This is a genomic window from Thiohalomonas denitrificans, from assembly GCF_900102855.1.
Taxonomy (GTDB): Bacteria; Pseudomonadota; Gammaproteobacteria; order Thiohalomonadales; family Thiohalomonadaceae; genus Thiohalomonas; species Thiohalomonas denitrificans.
The window spans coordinates 290,283-307,967 of the sequence record NZ_FMWD01000003.1; the positions used below are offsets into that span (position 1 = coordinate 290,283).

Genomic DNA, 17,685 nt, shown 5'->3' on the forward strand with positions numbered 1-17,685 from the left:
GATGTCATAGAGGAGACTGAAAGTCTGACAATCGCTGCGATGGAATGTACGTAAACACAATCGGGATTCGGGTAGCCCATGAGTAGACAACAAGTACTGATAACGATTGACACAGAGGAAGACAACTGGAGACCTTTCGCTCCTCACCCGACGACCCGCAATGCCGATGCCATTCCGGCACTTCAGGCGCTGTTCGAACGGTATGGGGCCAAGCCGACGTACCTGGTCACCTACAATATGGGCGAGAATGCGGCGCTTACCGAATTTTTGCGGGACCGCCAGGATAGGGGACTGTGTGAGGTTGGAGGCCATTGCCATCCCTGGAACACGCCGCCCCGAAAGGAAGCACACTACCTGAAGAACTCGATGTTGTTGCATCTTCCTGCACCGCTGGTTGATGCCAAAATCCGCAACCTGCATAACCTGCTGGAGGAACGGCTGGGCACTGCACCGACAACCTTTCGCAGTGGCCGGTGGGGTTATGGCCAGAATGTCGCAGAAGCCCTGCAAGGGCTGGGCTATCGGGTAGAGACCTCGGTAACTGCATACACCGACTGGTCGGACAGTTTTGGGCCGGATTACTCAGGGATGTCACCGCAACCCTACCGGTTTCATGAAAAAAGGATTTACGATGTCGATCCGGCCGGCAGTATGGTGCAGATTCCAGCGACCACCGGTTACCTACAGAAAAACTTCAGTCGACGGGCACGATTTGAACGAACAATTCGCCGGGGTCGATTCAATCGGTTACGCATGATCGGCCTGCTTGACCGACTATCCCTGTTGAATAGGGTCGTGCTTAGCCCTGAAGCAGCCACTGCGAGCGCAATGATCCGGCTTGCAAAACGCATGAATAGCGAAGGCTATGGTTATCTAAACCTGTTTTTTCACTCGCCCACTTTGGTGCCGAACCTCACCCCTTTTGTTCGAACCCGGGATGAAAAGTATCGGTTCATGGATCGCATTGAAGAGTTCATTGCCTTTGCGTGTCAAAGCCGAATGAAGTTCGTTACTGCCTCGGAGGCAGGCCGGACCCTTCTGGGTCACGTTGACTGTGGGTGCGACCAGGGCTTTAAGCCATCAGTTACCAAGGTGCCACAGGCGTTTTAACCGTTTTGTAGAGTAGGCCCCGGTCCGAAGCATGTTTTCCAGCGTCAGCTTCAAGCGGGGACGCTGAATGGTGAGATACAACAGGCGATCGGAAGCATTTGATAGCGTTTGCTTGTAAAAGGAATCCCCAGCCAGAAAATCGTACCGATTGAAGCCCTGCTCATAGTTCCATTGAATGGCCATGTAATGAGTCGTTTCTCCGGGCCGCAGCTCAGGGATGGATTCATAGTTGAAACCGGTCTGGATGACATATATGTGGCCGGCCTTAACCAGACTGTAGATGAATCCGATCGGTATTTCTCCGGCGATCACTTTCAGAAGTTGAGCGCCATTCTGAGGGATTTGTTGTGCTATGAGGTCCCTGTGAAAAGCTTCCCACTCCGGATTGGCGAATGAGCCCGGTTCACCGGAACGTTCCCAACGAAGCTGATGGTACGTTTTCAGCTCCTCGAAGATTTTCAATGCACTCTCGACCGTTGTAGCCGCCTCTATTTGCAGCGGACCCGCTTTCTCAGCAATACGAAGTTCACGACGGATCTTTTTTCGACGACTTGCACTGAGTGAGTCGGGGTAAGTTTGCTGGTTTGCGCGGAGTCGGGATAAATCTACGTAGCGGGATACCAGAGCATTGGTGGTTCGAACCGAGAGACCGGTCGGCACCCCGTTATTCAATTCCAACTGACCCTCTTTGATCAGGGATTCGCTGATCCGTCGAACGTGTACTTCATCCCATTCCGCCGGGGAATCGACCAGTGCCGAGAGCATCGCACTTCGGGCTTCCTGTTCACGACCGGTGCGTAACAGAAAGCCATTGTATTCGGTACAGAAATCGAGTCTGTCGGGCCCCGCCTCGTTGATGAACAGTGCTTTTACCGGAAACACATGGTTGCGAATCCAATGTCTCTCTACCGCGATGGCCAGACCATGCGGTACACCGTTGTCGCTGGCAATCAGCATCCAGGGAGAGAGGATTTTTAGCGCGCGTTCGAGCCATGGTCCCATCCAGGTCCAGGTCTGGAAGACGCTGCATTCGCAGTGTGGCTCCAGCCTGTACCATGCCTCCCGGGCAGCCTCAATATCGGTCACTTTTATCAGTTCTGCTTTCATGTTTACGCAGTTGGTCTCTGTTTAAATATGGTGGCTTGCTACTACGCTAAGAGTAAGTGTCGCACATTAACGAAAGGATCCACGGATGGATTGGAAGCGCATGAGAAGGGCGATCGACGTCTATCGTCGTAGTGGTTCCAAGCAGGTTCTTGCACGTCTTTGCAGTTATGGAATTATTCCTCCATGTGCCATTGAGTACGCAGCCTATGATCTCTATCGTCTGAAGCGTTTTCGGCGGATTCAGGTGCGAACGGATCCTCGTGTCAGCATCGGCTTTGCTTCACGCAGTGATATCTCCCAGCTCTCCCTCCTGACAACAGCAGCAAACAGTAGCGAGCAGCAGGCGATGGACGAACTGTTTGGCAAATTCCTGCGTGAGGGTGGGCGTTGCGTAGCGGTCCGTAGTGGTGAACAGATCGTAGCCTACGAATGGCTGTTCAGGAACCGGTATTGGCTGAGCCGGGATGAGCTAGGCCCGCAAACGATAGAGATCAGGCTGGGAGAAGGGGTGTTTCTGAGTAACGGCTATATCCTGCCCAGCTACCGGCTGAAAGGACTTTTTCCATTGATGGCCAATTTTATTGTCGATTCGTTTCCCGAGTCGATTCCGGTCTATACCCATATTGAAAAACTGAACACTCCTTCAAAGCGCGCTCATGAAAGGCTGGGATTTGAACCGGTGGGTGGAGTTGAATTCTGGAGAATTACAGGCCTGCCGCATTTCTGGGTTCTGAATGCACTCCACAAAAAGATGCCAGTGGTTGCGAGGAAGCGGCCGCTGGTCCTGGAACAGCTTGTCACTGACAAAGCCCGGGCGTGCGGTTCAATATAAAAATTCGATATGCGCTTTTACCTGGCCATGAACTCGGACCTCAGTTGGGCCAGGTGAAGTTCTGCTTCTCGGGCTCTATCGGCCAGACGCTTACTGTCGCTGAGTAGTGGCCTCCTCTTTTCGATGACCGAAAAGAGTTGCTTGGCAACCCAGCGTCGTTTGGCCCGTAGATAGTGTTTTCGCAAAGAACTGTCACGTGAAGAAGCCGAGGGTGCCCAGAGGGATGGAATCGCACTCGGATAATAGTCAAGACCCAGAGAGAGGCACCAGTCCCGCCATTTGAAGGGCAAAACATTGCTATTGGTGGTGATTGGAATCCAGGGTACACGCAACAGATCGGCAACAATGGCACCATGCATGGCCTCGGATAGGAGGAGAGTCAGGCTGTTCAGCTTACGTAAAACAGCATCAACCGGATCAGCGGGATCGATGTAGACAAGACCATGTTCATCGCAAAGCCGTGCCCAGTCAGCGTGAGCGTTCTGCCAGTGAGGCATAAACCCGTACCCTGAGCGGCTCAATGGAGCAGGGGGCAACAACGGGCGAAGCAGAATGGCTGCATCGGTAACCACCCGCTCGTTTGATAATCCCAGAACCCGTGCTGACAGGGGGCCACGCAGAAAACGAATGTCCCAATGATCGTCCAGTCGAGGGGGGTGGTGATAGCCGCAACCCGAACCGAAAACGAGTTTTTTGGAACCGGAGGCGAGGGAACGGTTCAGTATCGTGCCGATGCCGAGAAACAGATCCTGATCGTCATCTGACAAGAGCTCTGGAATGCGACGTTGCCACAACCACGGATTAAGCTCATCACCAAAATTAGAGCTGCCATCGGGGCACTTGAAATAATGCAGGCGCATGATGCTTCAGGTAAACAGGGTATAGAGGGGTCGTAGCCGAATCGGTAATAGGTCGAACAAATAGAGCTTGGTTTCTTGTGCAAGGAACCATTTAAAGGTAATGGCAGTGTAAAGAATGCCGATAATGGCCCCGGCAAGAGCAAGATGGGTATAGCCGGACAAGGGAAAATACCCGGTCGCGAGTTCAGCTCCAATGAAAACGGGAACAGCCGGAATCGCCGAAGAATAGGTGGAACGGTAGTAATCTGTGAGCCTTATTCCTGTTTGGCTGCAGACGAACCGCGGTTGCAGATACAGCCTGGTGATGATGATGGGGATGGTGGTGCCGAGGGCCACTCCGAGTAGTCCCAGCGGAAATACCAGGACAAGGCTAAGGATGACGTTTGCAACCAGCTCGAATACAGAAATCCAGGCGTAGTAGTGGTGCTTGGCAATGGCATTCAGGAGGGAGACCGAGGGACGTTGCGTATTCGCAAGAACGATCCCGGCCACCAGCACCACCATTGGATAATAGGCGTCCAGATACTCCGGGCCCATCCAGATCGCGATGAATTCATCTCCCATAACCACCAGTAGGCCGCCCAGGAGAATCGAGAAGAAGGCACAGAGTTGACTCACCATCATGAAGCGGGAGTTGAGAAGAATCCGATTATCAGATGCATGGTGTTTCGTGAATACCGGCATTACGACGCTGAAAATGCTGGCGACCATTTGCCCCAGATAATCCATCAGGCGCAGGGCAATCGCGAAATGAGTAACGGCTGACGCCGAAATGGCGAAACCTACAATAAAGGTGCCTGCCGACATGCGGACGCGTTCGGCCACCGAGGTGAGGAATACAAACTTGCTGTAATTGAGTGATGCGGCAAACTTCTGTTTGGTAAACAAGCGGGGCTGAATTCTAAGTGTAGGATGGAGATACCATGCTAGCAAAAGCTGTCCTAATCGTACCGCCAGGTCCGAGGCAAAGGTAATCAGTGCGAGGGACACGATGGAGCTGTCGCTGCCTACGATGTAGATGATTAGCGCGGTACGCAACGCCAGCTTGGCCAACTCCAGGGCGCTGAGGAGATCGAATCGCAGCTTGGCCGCCAATAACCCGTGAAAAGCGCCAAACGGCAGGCTTAGGGCAATGTTGAGGCCCAGTATCCCGAACACGTACTGCAACGTGCGTGCGCTGGCGGGGTCGTCGATGAAGGCAGGGACCCACATGATTACCGGGATCAATGCGACAATGATGAAAAGTCCCGCCCCCGAAAATACGACCACGGCCGTCGACATCCAGCCGTTGACGTCCTGCGTTCGCCCTGAGCCCAATGCGTGCGCGACATTTCGCTGGGTTGTCAGCGAAAGACCAAAGTCGAGTAGGCCGTAAAAACCGACCAGACTGGCGGCAATTGCCCAGAAACCATACCAGTGATCACCCAGTGCACCGATGACAAAGGGCATCAGGAAAAAGCCGACAACCACATTGGCCACCAGCGTTAGCGAGCGCATTACGGACCCGAGAATCAGCTTTTTGGAATTTTCGGTCATTAGTTTGACGCCGGTCGGCGAGATCTGAGTCTGGTTGCGAAAGCTACCGTCACCTTTGCGATTTCAATCAAGGATGGAATACGGGGGCTGATGGCAAAGGCGTTGGCAGCGGTCTTTATGGCTTTGGAGTAGTCACCCATTTCGCGATGGAAATAGGAAAGGGACAACAGACGTCTATAGATCAGGTCGATCAGATGGATGCGTTCATCTCTATCCAGCTCAAATTGACGTAAATATTGCCGGTATATGGAAAGATGGGACTGGAGGACTACGCGATGGGTCTCATTGCCCGGCGTGGTCAGTTGGGTGTCACTCTGGTTTCTGAGTACGGTTGCGCAGTGTTGATAGGCAAAGTGATAATGGTTGATTTTTTCCAGGCGAATGATCAGATCACGGTCCTCCGAAAACCGCAGGTCTTCGTTAAAGAGGGCGGTTGGGCGACCACTACCGGTTGAGCGCATCACCACGGATGATAGCAGCACGAAGGACTCCTCCACCAAGGGACGGAAGAGTGGTTGCTCGATTCGTTCTGCTCCCCATGCGAGTCGGGAGGTCCTGAGTCCGGAAAGCTGCTGTTTGCCTGAACTCCAATCCGGCAAAACACGCTGGTGCGGTTGATCGAAGACCAGGAGATTGCCGAATATCAAGTCAATCCCGGGGACTTCATCGAGAACCGCGACCGCCTTTTGCAAATGCCCCGGGAGCCATAGATCGTCCGAATCGAGAAAGGCGATATATTGACCTTGAGCAGCCAAAAGCCCGGTATTTCGCGCGCCGCCGGGGCCTTTCTTGCGTGTGTTGCGCAAGTAGTGAATTTTGCCGAAACGTTGGTTAAGGTTGCGGATTATCTGTTCGGTGTCGTCGGTCGAATGATCGTCGACTACGAGGATTTCGATGGGGTATTGTTCCTGAGCCAAAGCGCTTTTGATCGCCCTTTCCAGCCGTCTTGCCCGGTTAAATGTGGGAATGATGACGCTGACTAATGGCCGTGAATGATCCATTTCAAGGCGGGGTCCATAATATGGGGGTGAATTGCCCCCTTTGCCTATTGTCCATGCGGAAATCAGAGCCTGCTAATGGGCCAAGGTAAGGGGCGCGCTGTGCAGGGAATCGCCCGCATGGGCCACTAGAAAAGGGTGTTTAACTGACGGCGTCTGCCATCGAAGGGTAGATAACCCCATTTGAATGATCAAGGAGTCTCTCTGAAGAGTCGGCTATATTTTGATAGAACTTTATCCGCTCGGGGACGGGCCTTTTGTCTGGGGGAAGATCGGCCCGTTTCGCGCAAGGCGTAGCAGAACTCGGTCGTTGCGATGACTCTTGGCCCTGTTTCGGGGTCGAAGCAGGCACTCGACCTTAAACTCTGGCTCGACACCGATGTGGCGGAAGCACTCGCTCAACTCTCGCTGTGATGCCATCGATGAGCTGCGCCGATAAAAGAAGTTGGGCAGCATCTATTGCGATATATCTACGGTTGGCTAAAGGCCTTGGGACCGGTCTGCAGTCGGGTTTGACCGTCTTCAGGTCCACAAGTACCGCCGATGTTTCGCTCCAACCTGCCTATACTTACGAGCACCATTCATGTTTCCGGCCAGTTTATGAACAACACCGAAGACACCCTTGCATTGCCGGGCGAAGAATCAACGTGGCGCAGAACACAGGGAATTCGCCGACTGCCAAAACGATCGACTGCCGGGTTCATACTGGCCATGGCGTTCCTGTTTTTGGAGTACGTTAGACCTCAAGACTATGTGGCTGCGCTTGGGATCATCCGTCCCGGCCTCATTCTTGCCGTTTTACTGTTTTCGCTGTGGCTGACGAAAAGCGAAAAGGGATATCTGAAGACTCCTCTGGTGCGGGTGTATCTGGCGTTCATTGCGCTGATTGTGATTAGCGTCTTCTATGCGGTGAACAACCATGCCGCCTTCGTCACCACAAAAGGCATGTTGATCACGCTGCTCGCGGGTGTGTTGCCGCTAATGGCCTTCGTGGACAGCCATGAACGTCTAAAGAAGTTTATCCGACTCTGGCTGCTGTTTCACGTCGTGGCTGCCGTGCTGGGCATATTGAACGGAGGAAAAGGACCCGGCAGCTTTCTTGGCGATGAAAATGACCTTGCATTGGCGCTTAATATTGCGATCCCCTACGCATTTTTCATGAGCAAGTCGCCGGGTAATTCCAGAAAAGAGAGGCTACTTTACCTGGGAGCAACGGTTGCTCTCGTTCTGGGGGTGATTGCAACCATGTCTCGAGGGGGCTTTGTTGGTCTGCTGATCGTGACATGCGGAGTGATCGTGTTTTCGGAGAATCGTCTTCGTAACAGTTTGCTTCTTGGGTTTGTTGGGTTGATTGCCTTGCTCTTTGCCTCGGAACAGTATGTGGAAGAGATGAAAACCATCACTGACCCTACGGAAAGTACAGCACAAAAGCGCTTCTACTACTGGGGCAGGGCATGGGAGATGTTCGTCGATAATCCGGTTCTCGGGGTTGGTGCCAACAACTTTCCGTACCAGATTTACGAGTATGAGATACGAGACCCCGAATACGACATCCGGCATAACAAGGTGAGTTGGGGACGGGTTGCGCATTCCGCCTATTTTTCCCTTATCGCTGAGCTGGGCCTCACGGGAACGATACTATTCGGGCTTATTATTGTGAGGCTCTCGCGCATGCTGCGATCCATCCCGAGGTTCTACGCCACCTTGCGGCCGGACAAAATCGAGGCAAGGCATTCCGAAGTCATTCTATTGTCCCGGGCTGCACTTGTCGGACTGTTCGGCTATTTGGCGACAGGTGCATTTCTTTCGGTACTGTATTATCCACACGTTTGGTACTTGATAGCGGTTGCGGTAATCCTGGAACGCCTTGTCGCTCGGCACAGGGAACAGCTAAGGGGCGAGGGTGCACTTTATTCGCCAGGAAACAGAGCGGGAAGCGTTATGGGAGTGAAGTAAGGGGAAAGTGTACTGTTGCATGCTTGGCGATACTTTCAGAGTCCCGCAAAAACGTCAGGACAAGGCGCAGCGCGCAGGCAATGGTCACTCCCTTGTCAAGCGCTGTCCGAATCCGCCGGGAGCGGATTCGGACAGCCGAAGGCTTGCTGAAAGCACCGCCAAGCATGCAACAGTACACTAGTTGTTGAAATCCCCGAGGATTGAAACGATGGCACTGATATGCCTGTCCGTGACACCGCTGTGTATTGGCAAGGTGATAAGCCGGTCGGCAAAATCTCCTGCAGCCGGGAAGGACTGAACGCCAAGGTCTATCCCGGGTATTTCGGGCAGGGGGGTCTGGTACATGGCCGTAGCACCCAATCCCGCGGCATCAAGGCGTTTCAGGAGAGTGTCTCTGCGGTTGCGATCGGGTAGCAGCAAGGGATACCGGGATAGTCGGGGGAATGGCTGTTCACAGCAGAATGCCAGAAGATCCAGGACGACCGCGTTTGCATGAAATGGCGCAATGGCATGATGCATCCGCAGTATGGAGTCGTTGGTGCGGCATCTTGCGGCTGCGATGTTTGCCGTCAAGGCGCGAATACGGGCAGCGTCCATCGCAGTTAAAGACCTGAGGGGCGAATAGGAAGTCTCTCCGAGGGAGAGTCCGGGCAAGCGCTTGGGAATCCAGTAAAGGTGAGGATTGCGCAGTAGATTATAGGCGATAGCCGCGATCCGGAATCGGCTTGGGGATGCTGTGGAATCCGGAGCGGGAAGATAATCGGCCAGTAATTTTGTACGCGCCAGCACTGACCCGCCACCAAGCAGTGACACCGGCTTCCCCCTTCCGAAGCTCAACACCAGAAAATCACTGCGAGGCCCATCGGCCAAGTCATGGAAAAACGATTGTGCGCCATCTTCGATCAGAAATAAATGGTGTTTGCGAGCCAATCCCCGCAGTGCTTCCAGCCGTTCCGGAATTCCGAAAAGATTAATTGCCAGTATCGCAACCGTATTATCCGTTACGTGGCTTTCGACTTCCCGGATATCGAGCCACGGCGTCTCCGGATGAAGGTCCACCAGGACGGGGCAGACAGGTGCATACCGCGCTGCGCTTATCAACGACGGACACCCGTACGCAGGAATAATAATCTCCGGGCTGGGCTGTTCCGCGAGGGAAATGGCGGCGCGCATGGCAGCAGCCAGAGCGGCGGTACCTGATCCGTAGAAGTGTACGCTGTCATACGGAAGGTCGAACGGATTAGCCGAAATTCCGAAACCCGATCGTATGGAAATCGGCTCACCAGCAGGAGGCAGGACGTCCATCATCAGCGTACCGAGGGTTGCCAGGTGATAACCCGCTGACCCAGAAGGTAGGCGACTGTGGCATGGGCCGCTGCCAGGTTCGTTTGAACGAAGTAGTAAGGAATCTTGATCCACCAGCGCTTACGCGACTGGCGCGATACGGTTCCGACGGCGACCAGTCCATAGAGCGAAATCTGAACAGCCAGCACTGCAATAAAGAATCTTGACCCTTCGCCAAGTGCGAGATTGAGAGATGCAAAAAGAATGGTAACCAGAAACCAGGGTACCAACCAGCGCATGACCTTGTGACTCCAGATCTGGAAGCTGAACAGACCATATTGATAGGGGTTCAGGACTTCTGCATGCCTGGCTAATGCCGTCAGTCCTCGCAAAATAGTGCGGGTTTTCCGCTGGTATTCGCCGTTTTCGTTTTTTATGTCGGGATAAATGCCGAGCAATCCTGGGTCGGATATCGCCAGATAGCCCTGGCGGACCGCATTCATCGCAGTGTTGAAGTCGCTGGGTGAACCGGTATCCCAGTCAGCACAGATTGAACGCCTGGCCGCAAAAAAAGAGCCACTGAGCCCGACCAGCGTGTTAACCGATGATTCAAGACGGCGGAGCCACATTTCGTAGCGGACATAAATGCCTTCGCCGGCCACCTGACCGTTTGCCGTAACGAACCGGTCCTCACTGGAAACCGCCCCGATCGCAGGGTCGCTCAGTTGCATGGCAACCCTTTTTATTGCTCCCGGTCCGATATGGGTGGCGACATCGGAAAACACCAGTATCGGTGCTTCGGTCGACCGGATGGCCTGGAGTTGTGCGTTCTCCTTTCCTTCCCGCGTATGGGCGCGAATCACCTGCACGCCGCGCCCGGAGTAGGAGTGAGTGATCTCGTCGGTTCTGTCGGTTGATGCGTCCGAGGCCACGATGATGGACAACCTGTCCGACGGGTAGTCCAGTTCCAAACAGTTATCAAGTTTTGCAGAAATCCTGCGTTCTTCGTTGTGCGCGGTGATAATCAACGCCACCGACGGCCACTCTTGCGGCTCGTTTCGTTTTACTCTCTTTCTCTTCGGCAACAGCGTGAGAATAGCGGGATAGAAGGCGTAACTGTAAAGACTTCCTGCCAAAGCCAGCCAGAAAATGGTTTCCATGCTCCTCCCGAAAACAAGGTAATGCGTTAAAAAGGGTAAAGGCGGGATCGACTGATCCGCATGTCTGAAAATAACGAATAGTCTAAAGTTAGCACCAAGCAATCACGGATTCGCCAGGGATGGAAAAAGAGACCAACGTATTGAAGATTACTCATATTGCATGGGGTGATCTCTGGGCTGGAGCCGAGGTGCAAATCGTAATCTGATCAAGTCGCAATTGCAGACGGGAGGGGTACAAGTCTCGGTGATTCTTTTGAGGAGGGCGCTCTGGCGCGGGAATTGAGGCAGAAGTGGGTTGATCTCCTCGTCCTGCCGGAGTGTGAGAGCGGTATTTCCAGCTTCTTCGTCGGGCTATCTCACGGTACGCGTAAGTTCACCACCGCATCGCGCATAGTACAGATGCAAGGAGAATCTGTTGGCAGCGCTCGCAGGATTTTCATTTCCCGGCGTCTACGCTATCCGCACGGCACGGTGCATGGAGCGCCGGAGCCGGTCGAACGATTCCTGGCCGTGAAGCAGGGGCCGCTCAGGTCGACGGACTGGCTGGTGGGGCGGCTTCTGCAATCAGCGGTAGTGGCGGTATGAGAGGAATTGGGAGCCAAGCTGTCGAAGGCATATGGCAGCCGACATGTGCGGGTGGTTTCCAATGGAATAGATATCTCTGAGTTGTTGGCCACGACTGATTCACAACCCAGTGATACTTCTCGCCGGGAACAGCGGTTGAAGGTCGCGTTCGTTGGCAGGCTGGTCCCCACCAAAAGGCCAGATCTGTTTCTGGACGCGGCAAGGATTTTGGTCGCCAGGGCTCCTGAGCAATATGGCTTCTAAATTTTGGTAATGGTCCACCAACGATGGAGACGGAGGAATACCTCAAAAGGAATCCGCCATTGCTTACTTGGTGCCCTGAACAAATTAGCGGAACAAGACATGAGTCACGATGACCGAAGATTGCAGCTCCTGTGGGTTTCCCATTTGGTCCCCTACCCGCCAAAGGGGGGGGCGTTACAGCGAAGCTTTAACCTCCTTCGCGAGGTCTGTCGTTACCATGCGGTCGATTTGGTAGCTTTTGTTCAGCGCCCGTATCTCAGATATCTTGATGAAGACGAAGATATTGCCCTACAGACCGCTCACTCCGAGCTAAAACAGTTTTGCCGGACCGTGCAATTCGAAGCCCTTCCCGAGGACATCAATCGGACCGGACGGACAGGTTTATTGGTGAGCAGTCTGTTCCGGGCGAAGCCATACACCGTCAATTGGCTGAGCTCGCGCGCTATGGCCATGCGCATAAGGAAACAGGTAGCCCGTGTCCAGTACGACGTGGTTCACCTGGACACCATCAGTCTCCTCGAGTACCGGGACGAACTCGAAGGAATTCCACTTTTGCTCAACCACCACAACATCGAATCGCAGATGATGTTGCGCAGAGCCAGCAACGAAAGGCGTCTGTTTCGTCGCTTCTACATGTTGCAGGAAGGTAAAAAAATCAGGCGCTACGAGTCGACCAGAGGGGCGCTGGCGGACTTGCATATCACCTGTTCAAGACTCGACTCGGAACGTTTGGTCGATGTTGCGCCATCGCTTTCTGAAAAGGTTGCCGAAATCCCGAACGGGGTCGATCTGGACTATTTTGCCCCTTCGCAAGAGAAGACGCGCAACGGTGGCATCATCTTTGTCGGGCGGCTTGGTGCTTACGCGAACCGGCGGGCAGCCCTGTACATTGCCGAGGAACTCTGGCCAGCACTGAAAGTGCGCTTCCCTAACCTTTTGGTAGACATCATCGGTGCCGCGCCGCCACAAAAACTCGTGAACTTGTCTGAATCGGAACCGAATCTTCGCGTCCATGGTTTCGTTGACGATGTGAGGCCTTATATCGACGCCGCATCGGTCTATGTCTGTCCGATCACCGATGGGGGCGGTACCAAGCTCAAGGTATTGGATGCTCTGGCGATGGGTAAGGCGCTAGTGGCGGATCCCATCGCCTGTGAAGGTATTGCGGTGACTGATAACATCGACGTGGCTCTGGCACGCACAACCGATGACTACATCGAAAAGATTGGCTTGCTACTGGACAACGAAGCGGTGCGGACGAAAATGGAAAAGGCGGCGCGCAGATTGGTGGAGAAAAGATACAGCTATTCTGCGATTGGTCGACAACTGGCGGCCCATTACCGATCCATTTCTGGACGGAAAAACGGCGGGACAGTAGTGGACCAACCCGCCCGCATGGTCCCGGAGGTGGTCAAGTCCAGTTTGGAGGGGGATAAATAAACCCAAAAAAAAAGCAGCCGCAAGCGGCTGCCTCTCAGAGAGAGCGTACACGTATTACTGAGCAATTACATTGGTCGGAGGCTGCGGCCGGATGCTGCCCCCGCCATTGGGATAGGCTCCGATATCATCACCGTAACGACCGGCACCTTTGGCGACGGAGGTATCCAGCAGCTGGTAGTCACCTGCTGAAGGATTGACACAATCCGAGCTGTCGACGAGGCTGTTGGCCCCGGGACTCCCGGCTACCCATGACGTGTTTGCTGCATCATGCCATGCCTCCAATGAGCCGAAAGTGTGCTCGTTGCCATAACGCTCGAGGATATTCGACAGAGCGTTGTCGTAGAGATTGTGGTCACTGTAGTCGATCCGGTTATCCCATCCGTTCGAATGATAAATGGTCACAATCTGTTCGCCACTACTGAGAAAGATGTTATTCCATATCTCCACGCCCTGGTGGCCCGCCAGCGAAATGGCAGTTTTGGTATTGAACACATTGTTATAGATAGAAAGGCCGTCATTGACCGTTGAAGTTTCCCAGACTGTGGATTTCACGCCGGTCGGGACATTGTCAAAAATATTTTCGTACACTTCCTGGTCTTTATGGCCGGCGTCGCCCGTTCCGGCGACCGAATAGATGACACCGGTATTATAGAGGTTGCGGAATGTGTTGTTACGGATCGTGACGCCCTTCTGCCCGGAGGAGCGCTTGTGATATACCCCGCGATAGATATTGGAGAACTCATTGTTGGATATCGTGGTGTGGTGCATATCGAAGCTATGCACGCCGGCAACGTTCTGGTTGTACGCTGTGCCACCGACAAAGATGTCATGAATCCGATTACCGTCGACCGTACAGTAGCCACAGTCGTCGAATTTGACACCGCCAACATTGCCGCCGGTACTGCCGTCGATGTGGTGGATGTGATTGTTTTTGACCACGATGCCTTCGGGGGAATCCGTGGTATACACCCCCCCTGAACGGGCATTCTTGATCTCAAAGCCGTCGATTACGATATGGTTCCGTTGGAGAATATAGAATCCGGTTCCCTGATGTTGCTGGTCGATGACCACATGGTCACCCGGGTAAGCCTTGAAGGTGATGGGAGCATCAGCCGTTCCCGAATTTTGTAGTTTTAGACCGGTAATTCCGGTATTGGGATAGCCTGAATAAAGTTCGGTATAGGTTCCGGCTTTGACAAGCACGGTTTCTCCGGCAGTCAGGGTTGATGCCGCTTTTTGAATGGTCTTCCAGGGGCGTGATTCGCTGCCATCATTGCTGTCCGAGGAGGAAGGGTCTCCGGCATCGACATAGAAGGTGTCTCCCGATACCGAAAGGGCCACTTGTGGCGCTGTCATGAGGAGCAAAAGTGTGACAAAGGGGACTATAAAGTGTCTGGACAAAGGGACGTATTTCATGTCGGACCTTATGAATCAATGACTGTCGAAACCATTTCGGAATAGGCACTTTCGATTCCCTCGGAGTTTATCGACGTAACTACGAAGAAGTACTCGATGCCGTTAGCGAGGTTTTCGATGGTGTAAGCAGTAAGGCCGGAATTTTCAACCTCTATCGCATAAGGATAGTCACCAGCGGATTCGCCATAGTAAATGCGATAACCGTTCAGGTCGCTGAGGCTGGAGCCATCGGTGTTTTCCAGGGGAGGCGTCCAGGCGAGCGTTGCGGCCCCATTGCCGGCTGGAACATGTGAGGTGTCGGTTGGCATGGCAGTACCGTCGACTCCACCACCACCACCGCACCCGACAAGGAGCAGGGATCCGGTCAAGACGATTCCCAGCATCGGACTGGGTTTTGCAAAACGCATTTGGGCTCTCCGGTTTATTTCGGAGCGCAGACTTTAGCAATGCGTCAGGCAGCAGTACGTCGGCGCGAGTCACAACGGACCTGTGAACGGCGTAGCGTTAGCGAGTGTTAACCTGGCAGAGGGTGTCGGAGTTCACAACCCGCGAGATCTGGTTCAGTACCCCGCCTCGAGGAGATGTTTCGTTATGCTGTCCACGGCGGAGTCGATGGTGGAAAAACAGGCCTGGAAGTAGCGGTTGCCGTGTCCATATGGATCATGAATGTAATGTCGCCGGGGGGAGGTCCGTAGTTCCAGCAGAGTAATCTGGGCATTCGGCTACTGCTTCTTCAGTTGCAAGCCTTGTGGCGGTTTCATGGCCGCGGTAAGGCGTAGCTGATGGGGCGCTTTGGGTGTGTGCGCGTAGATCCAGCTGGCGCATTGTTGCATTCCGCCCGGGAAGCGGGGAAGCCGGGCCCGCAAGGATTTCCGAACGTTTGGAACACTAGTGGTACGGGAAATCGTGCAATACTTAGCCGGTTTCACAAGCGCCTACGGTAAGGCGCAGGACTGGTCGTAGCCAATTCAAGCGACTGCAACGGAGCCGAGGGTGCTTGTGAGCCGGCCCGAAGGGAGCCCCGCTAAGGGGCAATACTGCGTTGCGGCCCTCGTCCATGGGGGCTGCCCTTCGGGCCAGCCTACAGCTATCCAAATCCGCTCTCGGCGGATTTGTGCACTGCTTGGGCCGCTCCTGCGCATCCATGTGCTCGCGGCATTCGTACATCCCTGCACATCATGCATATCAAAGGGCGCGCTGGCCCTGTCGCCGGCGATGGTTGGGCTTTAGCCCGTTGGAACCCGATGACGGCCTGAAGGCCGACCTACAGGCATTCGGCCCGGTGGGCCATTCCCTGCGTAGCGCGCCTTGCCTTGGCCTATTCGCGGGCTCTGAGTGTCACACTGGGACCCACTAGCTACTTGCGGTTCAGGACTCCGTCGAAACAGTGGCTTCCGACCCGAATGGCTGCCCTAGCACTTCAAAATAGAAGTTGCGGAGCTGACGATAATAGCTATCTGTACCATAATTCAGGGAGCGCCTTTGCGCAGCCTCACCAAGACGCTGACGGAGTGCCGAATCCCCCATCAGGAGGTCCAGGCACGCCGCCAGCTCTTCCCTGTTTTCTGCATCGAACAGCAGACCATCAACACCCGGTTCAATGATTTGTGGGATTCCACCGATTCGTGTTCCGATGCGGGGTTTGCCTGCAGTCATCGCTTCAATCAAAAAGCGGCCCATGCCTTCGGTTCTGGAAGCAAGTACGCAGATTCCGGCGCGGCCAACATGATCCGGCATATCACGATGGTGAACGGCTTGATGAAATTCGATTTTCGGGTGTTCGGCGATATGCCGGTCCAAGAGGTCGCGGTTCGGGTACCAGCCGAGGATTTTCAGGCGCCAGTCCGGATGCCGGTCTGATATGCTTTTGAAGGCGGAGATGAGGATATCCACGCCCTTCACGTAAAAAGGAAATCCCGCCAAAAGAACGATCTTCTCTTCATCTCCACGGGAAAAGCCCTGCAGGTTGATGTAATCGTGAAAGCTGGCAAGTTTCTGGCCCTTTTTGAGACTCTTCCGAAAGGGGGCGAGCTGGCCGGGATATAGTGTCTTTATGCCTGAGCAACGAAGCAGCACAAAACGAATAATGAGCCCGTAGAGGGCCTTCTTGATGACTGCCTTGCGGCCTGTCACCTCATCCACATAATGAATGTCCTCGGCGTAGTCGCCATTGACTTCAGTGACCATTTTTGCCTTCAGAATCCGCGCGGCGACGATGCCCAGAATACCGGTTTTGATGGGGTCATAGGAGACGACCAGATCAAAGGTCCGGCCGCCGAGACGGTGCCTCAGGGCTGTCCCTATCACAAAGAGTGCAAAGCGGATATTGATAACTCGGTTGCGATGAATGGCACGCAGGCAAAATGAATCATAGGTCCTCGATTCATCACTGCTGCCCGATGTCAGGACCTCGCCCTCAAAATCGCGGGAAAGCAATGCAAGTCGTTCGCCGAACTGGCGGTCGAGATCGTATTTCGGACCCGGGAAAAGAAGCAGAATAGACTGCTTTGATGTTGATGGCATCTTGGTGCTCCCTATCTACCGATTTAAGCAAGAGAGGTGAAATCGAAAGAGTGCGTGCGAAGTCCCTATGCCCTGGTGTGGGGCGCCTGATCGAAACCGGATAAACCATTTCGAAAGATGCGCCAACCGATGGTGGCTGGTTAACACATCAAGCTGACTTTTGATGGTGTCCGCGGATTCGGCCATGCCAGGCTGCACGGTTGAGTCATTGGGCTCTTCAAAAAGCCAAACGCGGTGATACATCAGCACGATCAGGCGAGTCACCCCGAAAGAACGCCGATCGTATCCCGTCGTGGCAACGATAAAGCCGATCGAACCCTTGATGATTGGTTTCAACATTGATTTCGAACCTGTGTGGGAGTCGGCATACCGCCCTGGAGGCGTACGCAAACGAAATGGCGGTCGAAAAGTTTCTGCTTTTTTATCTGGCTGGTGCCATCCACGATCGAATCTGGTGCAAAACAAACCCCGGACTTCGCTCACCTCGATTGCTCCCTTCCATACTATAGGACCAAAGTTCAATTGCCGCCCGGCAGCGATGGTACTGAATGAACACCACCGTTAGGTGGTTTGCGCGGAGTATGAAACAGAGCTATACGTGATGGTGTATTCGGCAATACGGTGCGTTTGCCGAC

14 protein-coding genes are annotated in these 17,685 nt (G+C 53.9%); 4 read left to right on the forward strand and 10 right to left on the reverse strand.

The annotated features are described in order from the left end of the window. Positions 1-78: 78 nt before the first annotated feature. Complete coding sequence (locus BLP65_RS06050; RefSeq protein WP_092993985.1) at positions 79-1,110, forward strand: polysaccharide deacetylase family protein; 1,032 nt, start codon at positions 79-81, stop codon at positions 1,108-1,110. On the opposite strand, the gene BLP65_RS06055 is transcribed toward BLP65_RS06050, so the two are convergent. Beyond that, on the reverse strand, positions 1,081-2,217 hold the full coding sequence (locus BLP65_RS06055) for a GNAT family N-acetyltransferase (protein WP_092993988.1): 1,137 nt from the start codon (positions 2,215-2,217) through the stop codon (positions 1,081-1,083). The genes BLP65_RS06050 and BLP65_RS06055 overlap by 30 nt on opposite strands. Positions 2,218-2,302: 85 nt before the next feature. Between BLP65_RS06055 and BLP65_RS06060 the strand changes: the two genes are divergently transcribed. Then, complete coding sequence (locus tag BLP65_RS06060) at positions 2,303-3,049, forward strand: hypothetical protein (protein ID WP_092993991.1); 747 nt, start codon at positions 2,303-2,305, stop codon at positions 3,047-3,049. A 17-nt stretch (positions 3,050-3,066) separates the two neighbouring features. Here the strand turns inward: BLP65_RS06060 and BLP65_RS16630 are convergent, their stop codons facing one another. Genes BLP65_RS16630 through BLP65_RS06075 form a run of 3 tightly spaced genes read right to left on the reverse strand, consistent with a single transcriptional unit; the run spans position 3,067 to position 6,446 of the window. Next, entirely contained in the window at positions 3,067-3,909 is an 843-nt protein-coding gene (locus tag BLP65_RS16630; protein ID WP_139181433.1) for a polysaccharide pyruvyl transferase family protein, read from the reverse strand. A gap of 6 nt (positions 3,910-3,915) precedes the next feature. Next, complete coding sequence (locus BLP65_RS06070; RefSeq protein WP_092993997.1) at positions 3,916-5,445, reverse strand: lipopolysaccharide biosynthesis protein; 1,530 nt, start codon at positions 5,443-5,445, stop codon at positions 3,916-3,918. After that, the gene (locus BLP65_RS06075; RefSeq protein WP_092994000.1) at positions 5,445-6,446 is read right to left on the reverse strand and encodes a glycosyltransferase family 2 protein; all 1,002 of its coding nucleotides are present in this window, start codon (positions 6,444-6,446) and stop codon (positions 5,445-5,447) included. The genes BLP65_RS06070 and BLP65_RS06075 overlap by 1 nt, the downstream gene beginning before the upstream one ends. 540 nt (positions 6,447-6,986) lie before the next feature. Here BLP65_RS06075 and BLP65_RS06080 point away from each other — a divergent pair. Continuing rightward, on the forward strand, positions 6,987-8,399 hold the full coding sequence (locus tag BLP65_RS06080) for an O-antigen ligase family protein (protein WP_092994003.1): 1,413 nt from the start codon (positions 6,987-6,989) through the stop codon (positions 8,397-8,399). Positions 8,400-8,576: 177 nt separating this feature from the next. On the opposite strand, the gene BLP65_RS06085 is transcribed toward BLP65_RS06080, so the two are convergent. Both BLP65_RS06085 and BLP65_RS06090 read right to left on the reverse strand, forming a co-directional pair. Further along, entirely contained in the window at positions 8,577-9,707 is a 1,131-nt protein-coding gene (locus BLP65_RS06085; protein ID WP_092994006.1) for an aminotransferase class V-fold PLP-dependent enzyme, read from the reverse strand. Further along, positions 9,707-10,843: a glycosyltransferase family 2 protein gene (locus tag BLP65_RS06090; RefSeq protein WP_092994009.1), complete on the reverse strand. Its 1,137-nt coding sequence runs from the start codon at positions 10,841-10,843 to the stop codon at positions 9,707-9,709. The genes BLP65_RS06085 and BLP65_RS06090 overlap by 1 nt, the downstream gene beginning before the upstream one ends. Before the next feature lie 927 nt (positions 10,844-11,770). Here BLP65_RS06090 and BLP65_RS06100 point away from each other — a divergent pair. After that, positions 11,771-13,111, forward strand: coding sequence for a glycosyltransferase family 4 protein (locus tag BLP65_RS06100; RefSeq protein WP_175452462.1), 1,341 nt, complete (start codon positions 11,771-11,773; stop codon positions 13,109-13,111). Between the two features lie 54 nt (positions 13,112-13,165). On the opposite strand, the gene BLP65_RS06105 is transcribed toward BLP65_RS06100, so the two are convergent. The 4 genes from BLP65_RS06105 to BLP65_RS06120 all read right to left on the reverse strand — a co-directional run bounded on the left by BLP65_RS06105 (position 13,166) and on the right by BLP65_RS06120 (position 17,389). Continuing rightward, positions 13,166-14,452, reverse strand: a complete 1,287-nt coding sequence (locus BLP65_RS06105; protein ID WP_175452463.1) for a right-handed parallel beta-helix repeat-containing protein — start codon at positions 14,450-14,452, stop codon at positions 13,166-13,168. 83 nt (positions 14,453-14,535) lie between these two features. Then, positions 14,536-14,934: a fibronectin type III domain-containing protein gene (locus BLP65_RS06110; RefSeq protein ID WP_092994020.1), complete on the reverse strand. Its 399-nt coding sequence runs from the start codon at positions 14,932-14,934 to the stop codon at positions 14,536-14,538. 961 nt (positions 14,935-15,895) lie between these two features. After that, the gene (locus tag BLP65_RS06115) at positions 15,896-17,050 is read right to left on the reverse strand and encodes a glycosyltransferase family 4 protein (protein ID WP_092994023.1); all 1,155 of its coding nucleotides are present in this window, start codon (positions 17,048-17,050) and stop codon (positions 15,896-15,898) included. Between the two features lie 15 nt (positions 17,051-17,065). Beyond that, positions 17,066-17,389 carry a hypothetical protein gene (locus BLP65_RS06120; protein ID WP_092994026.1) on the reverse strand — a complete coding sequence of 108 codons (324 nt, stop codon included), beginning with the start codon at positions 17,387-17,389 and terminating at the stop codon, positions 17,066-17,068. Between the last annotated feature and the right edge of the window lie 296 nt (positions 17,390-17,685).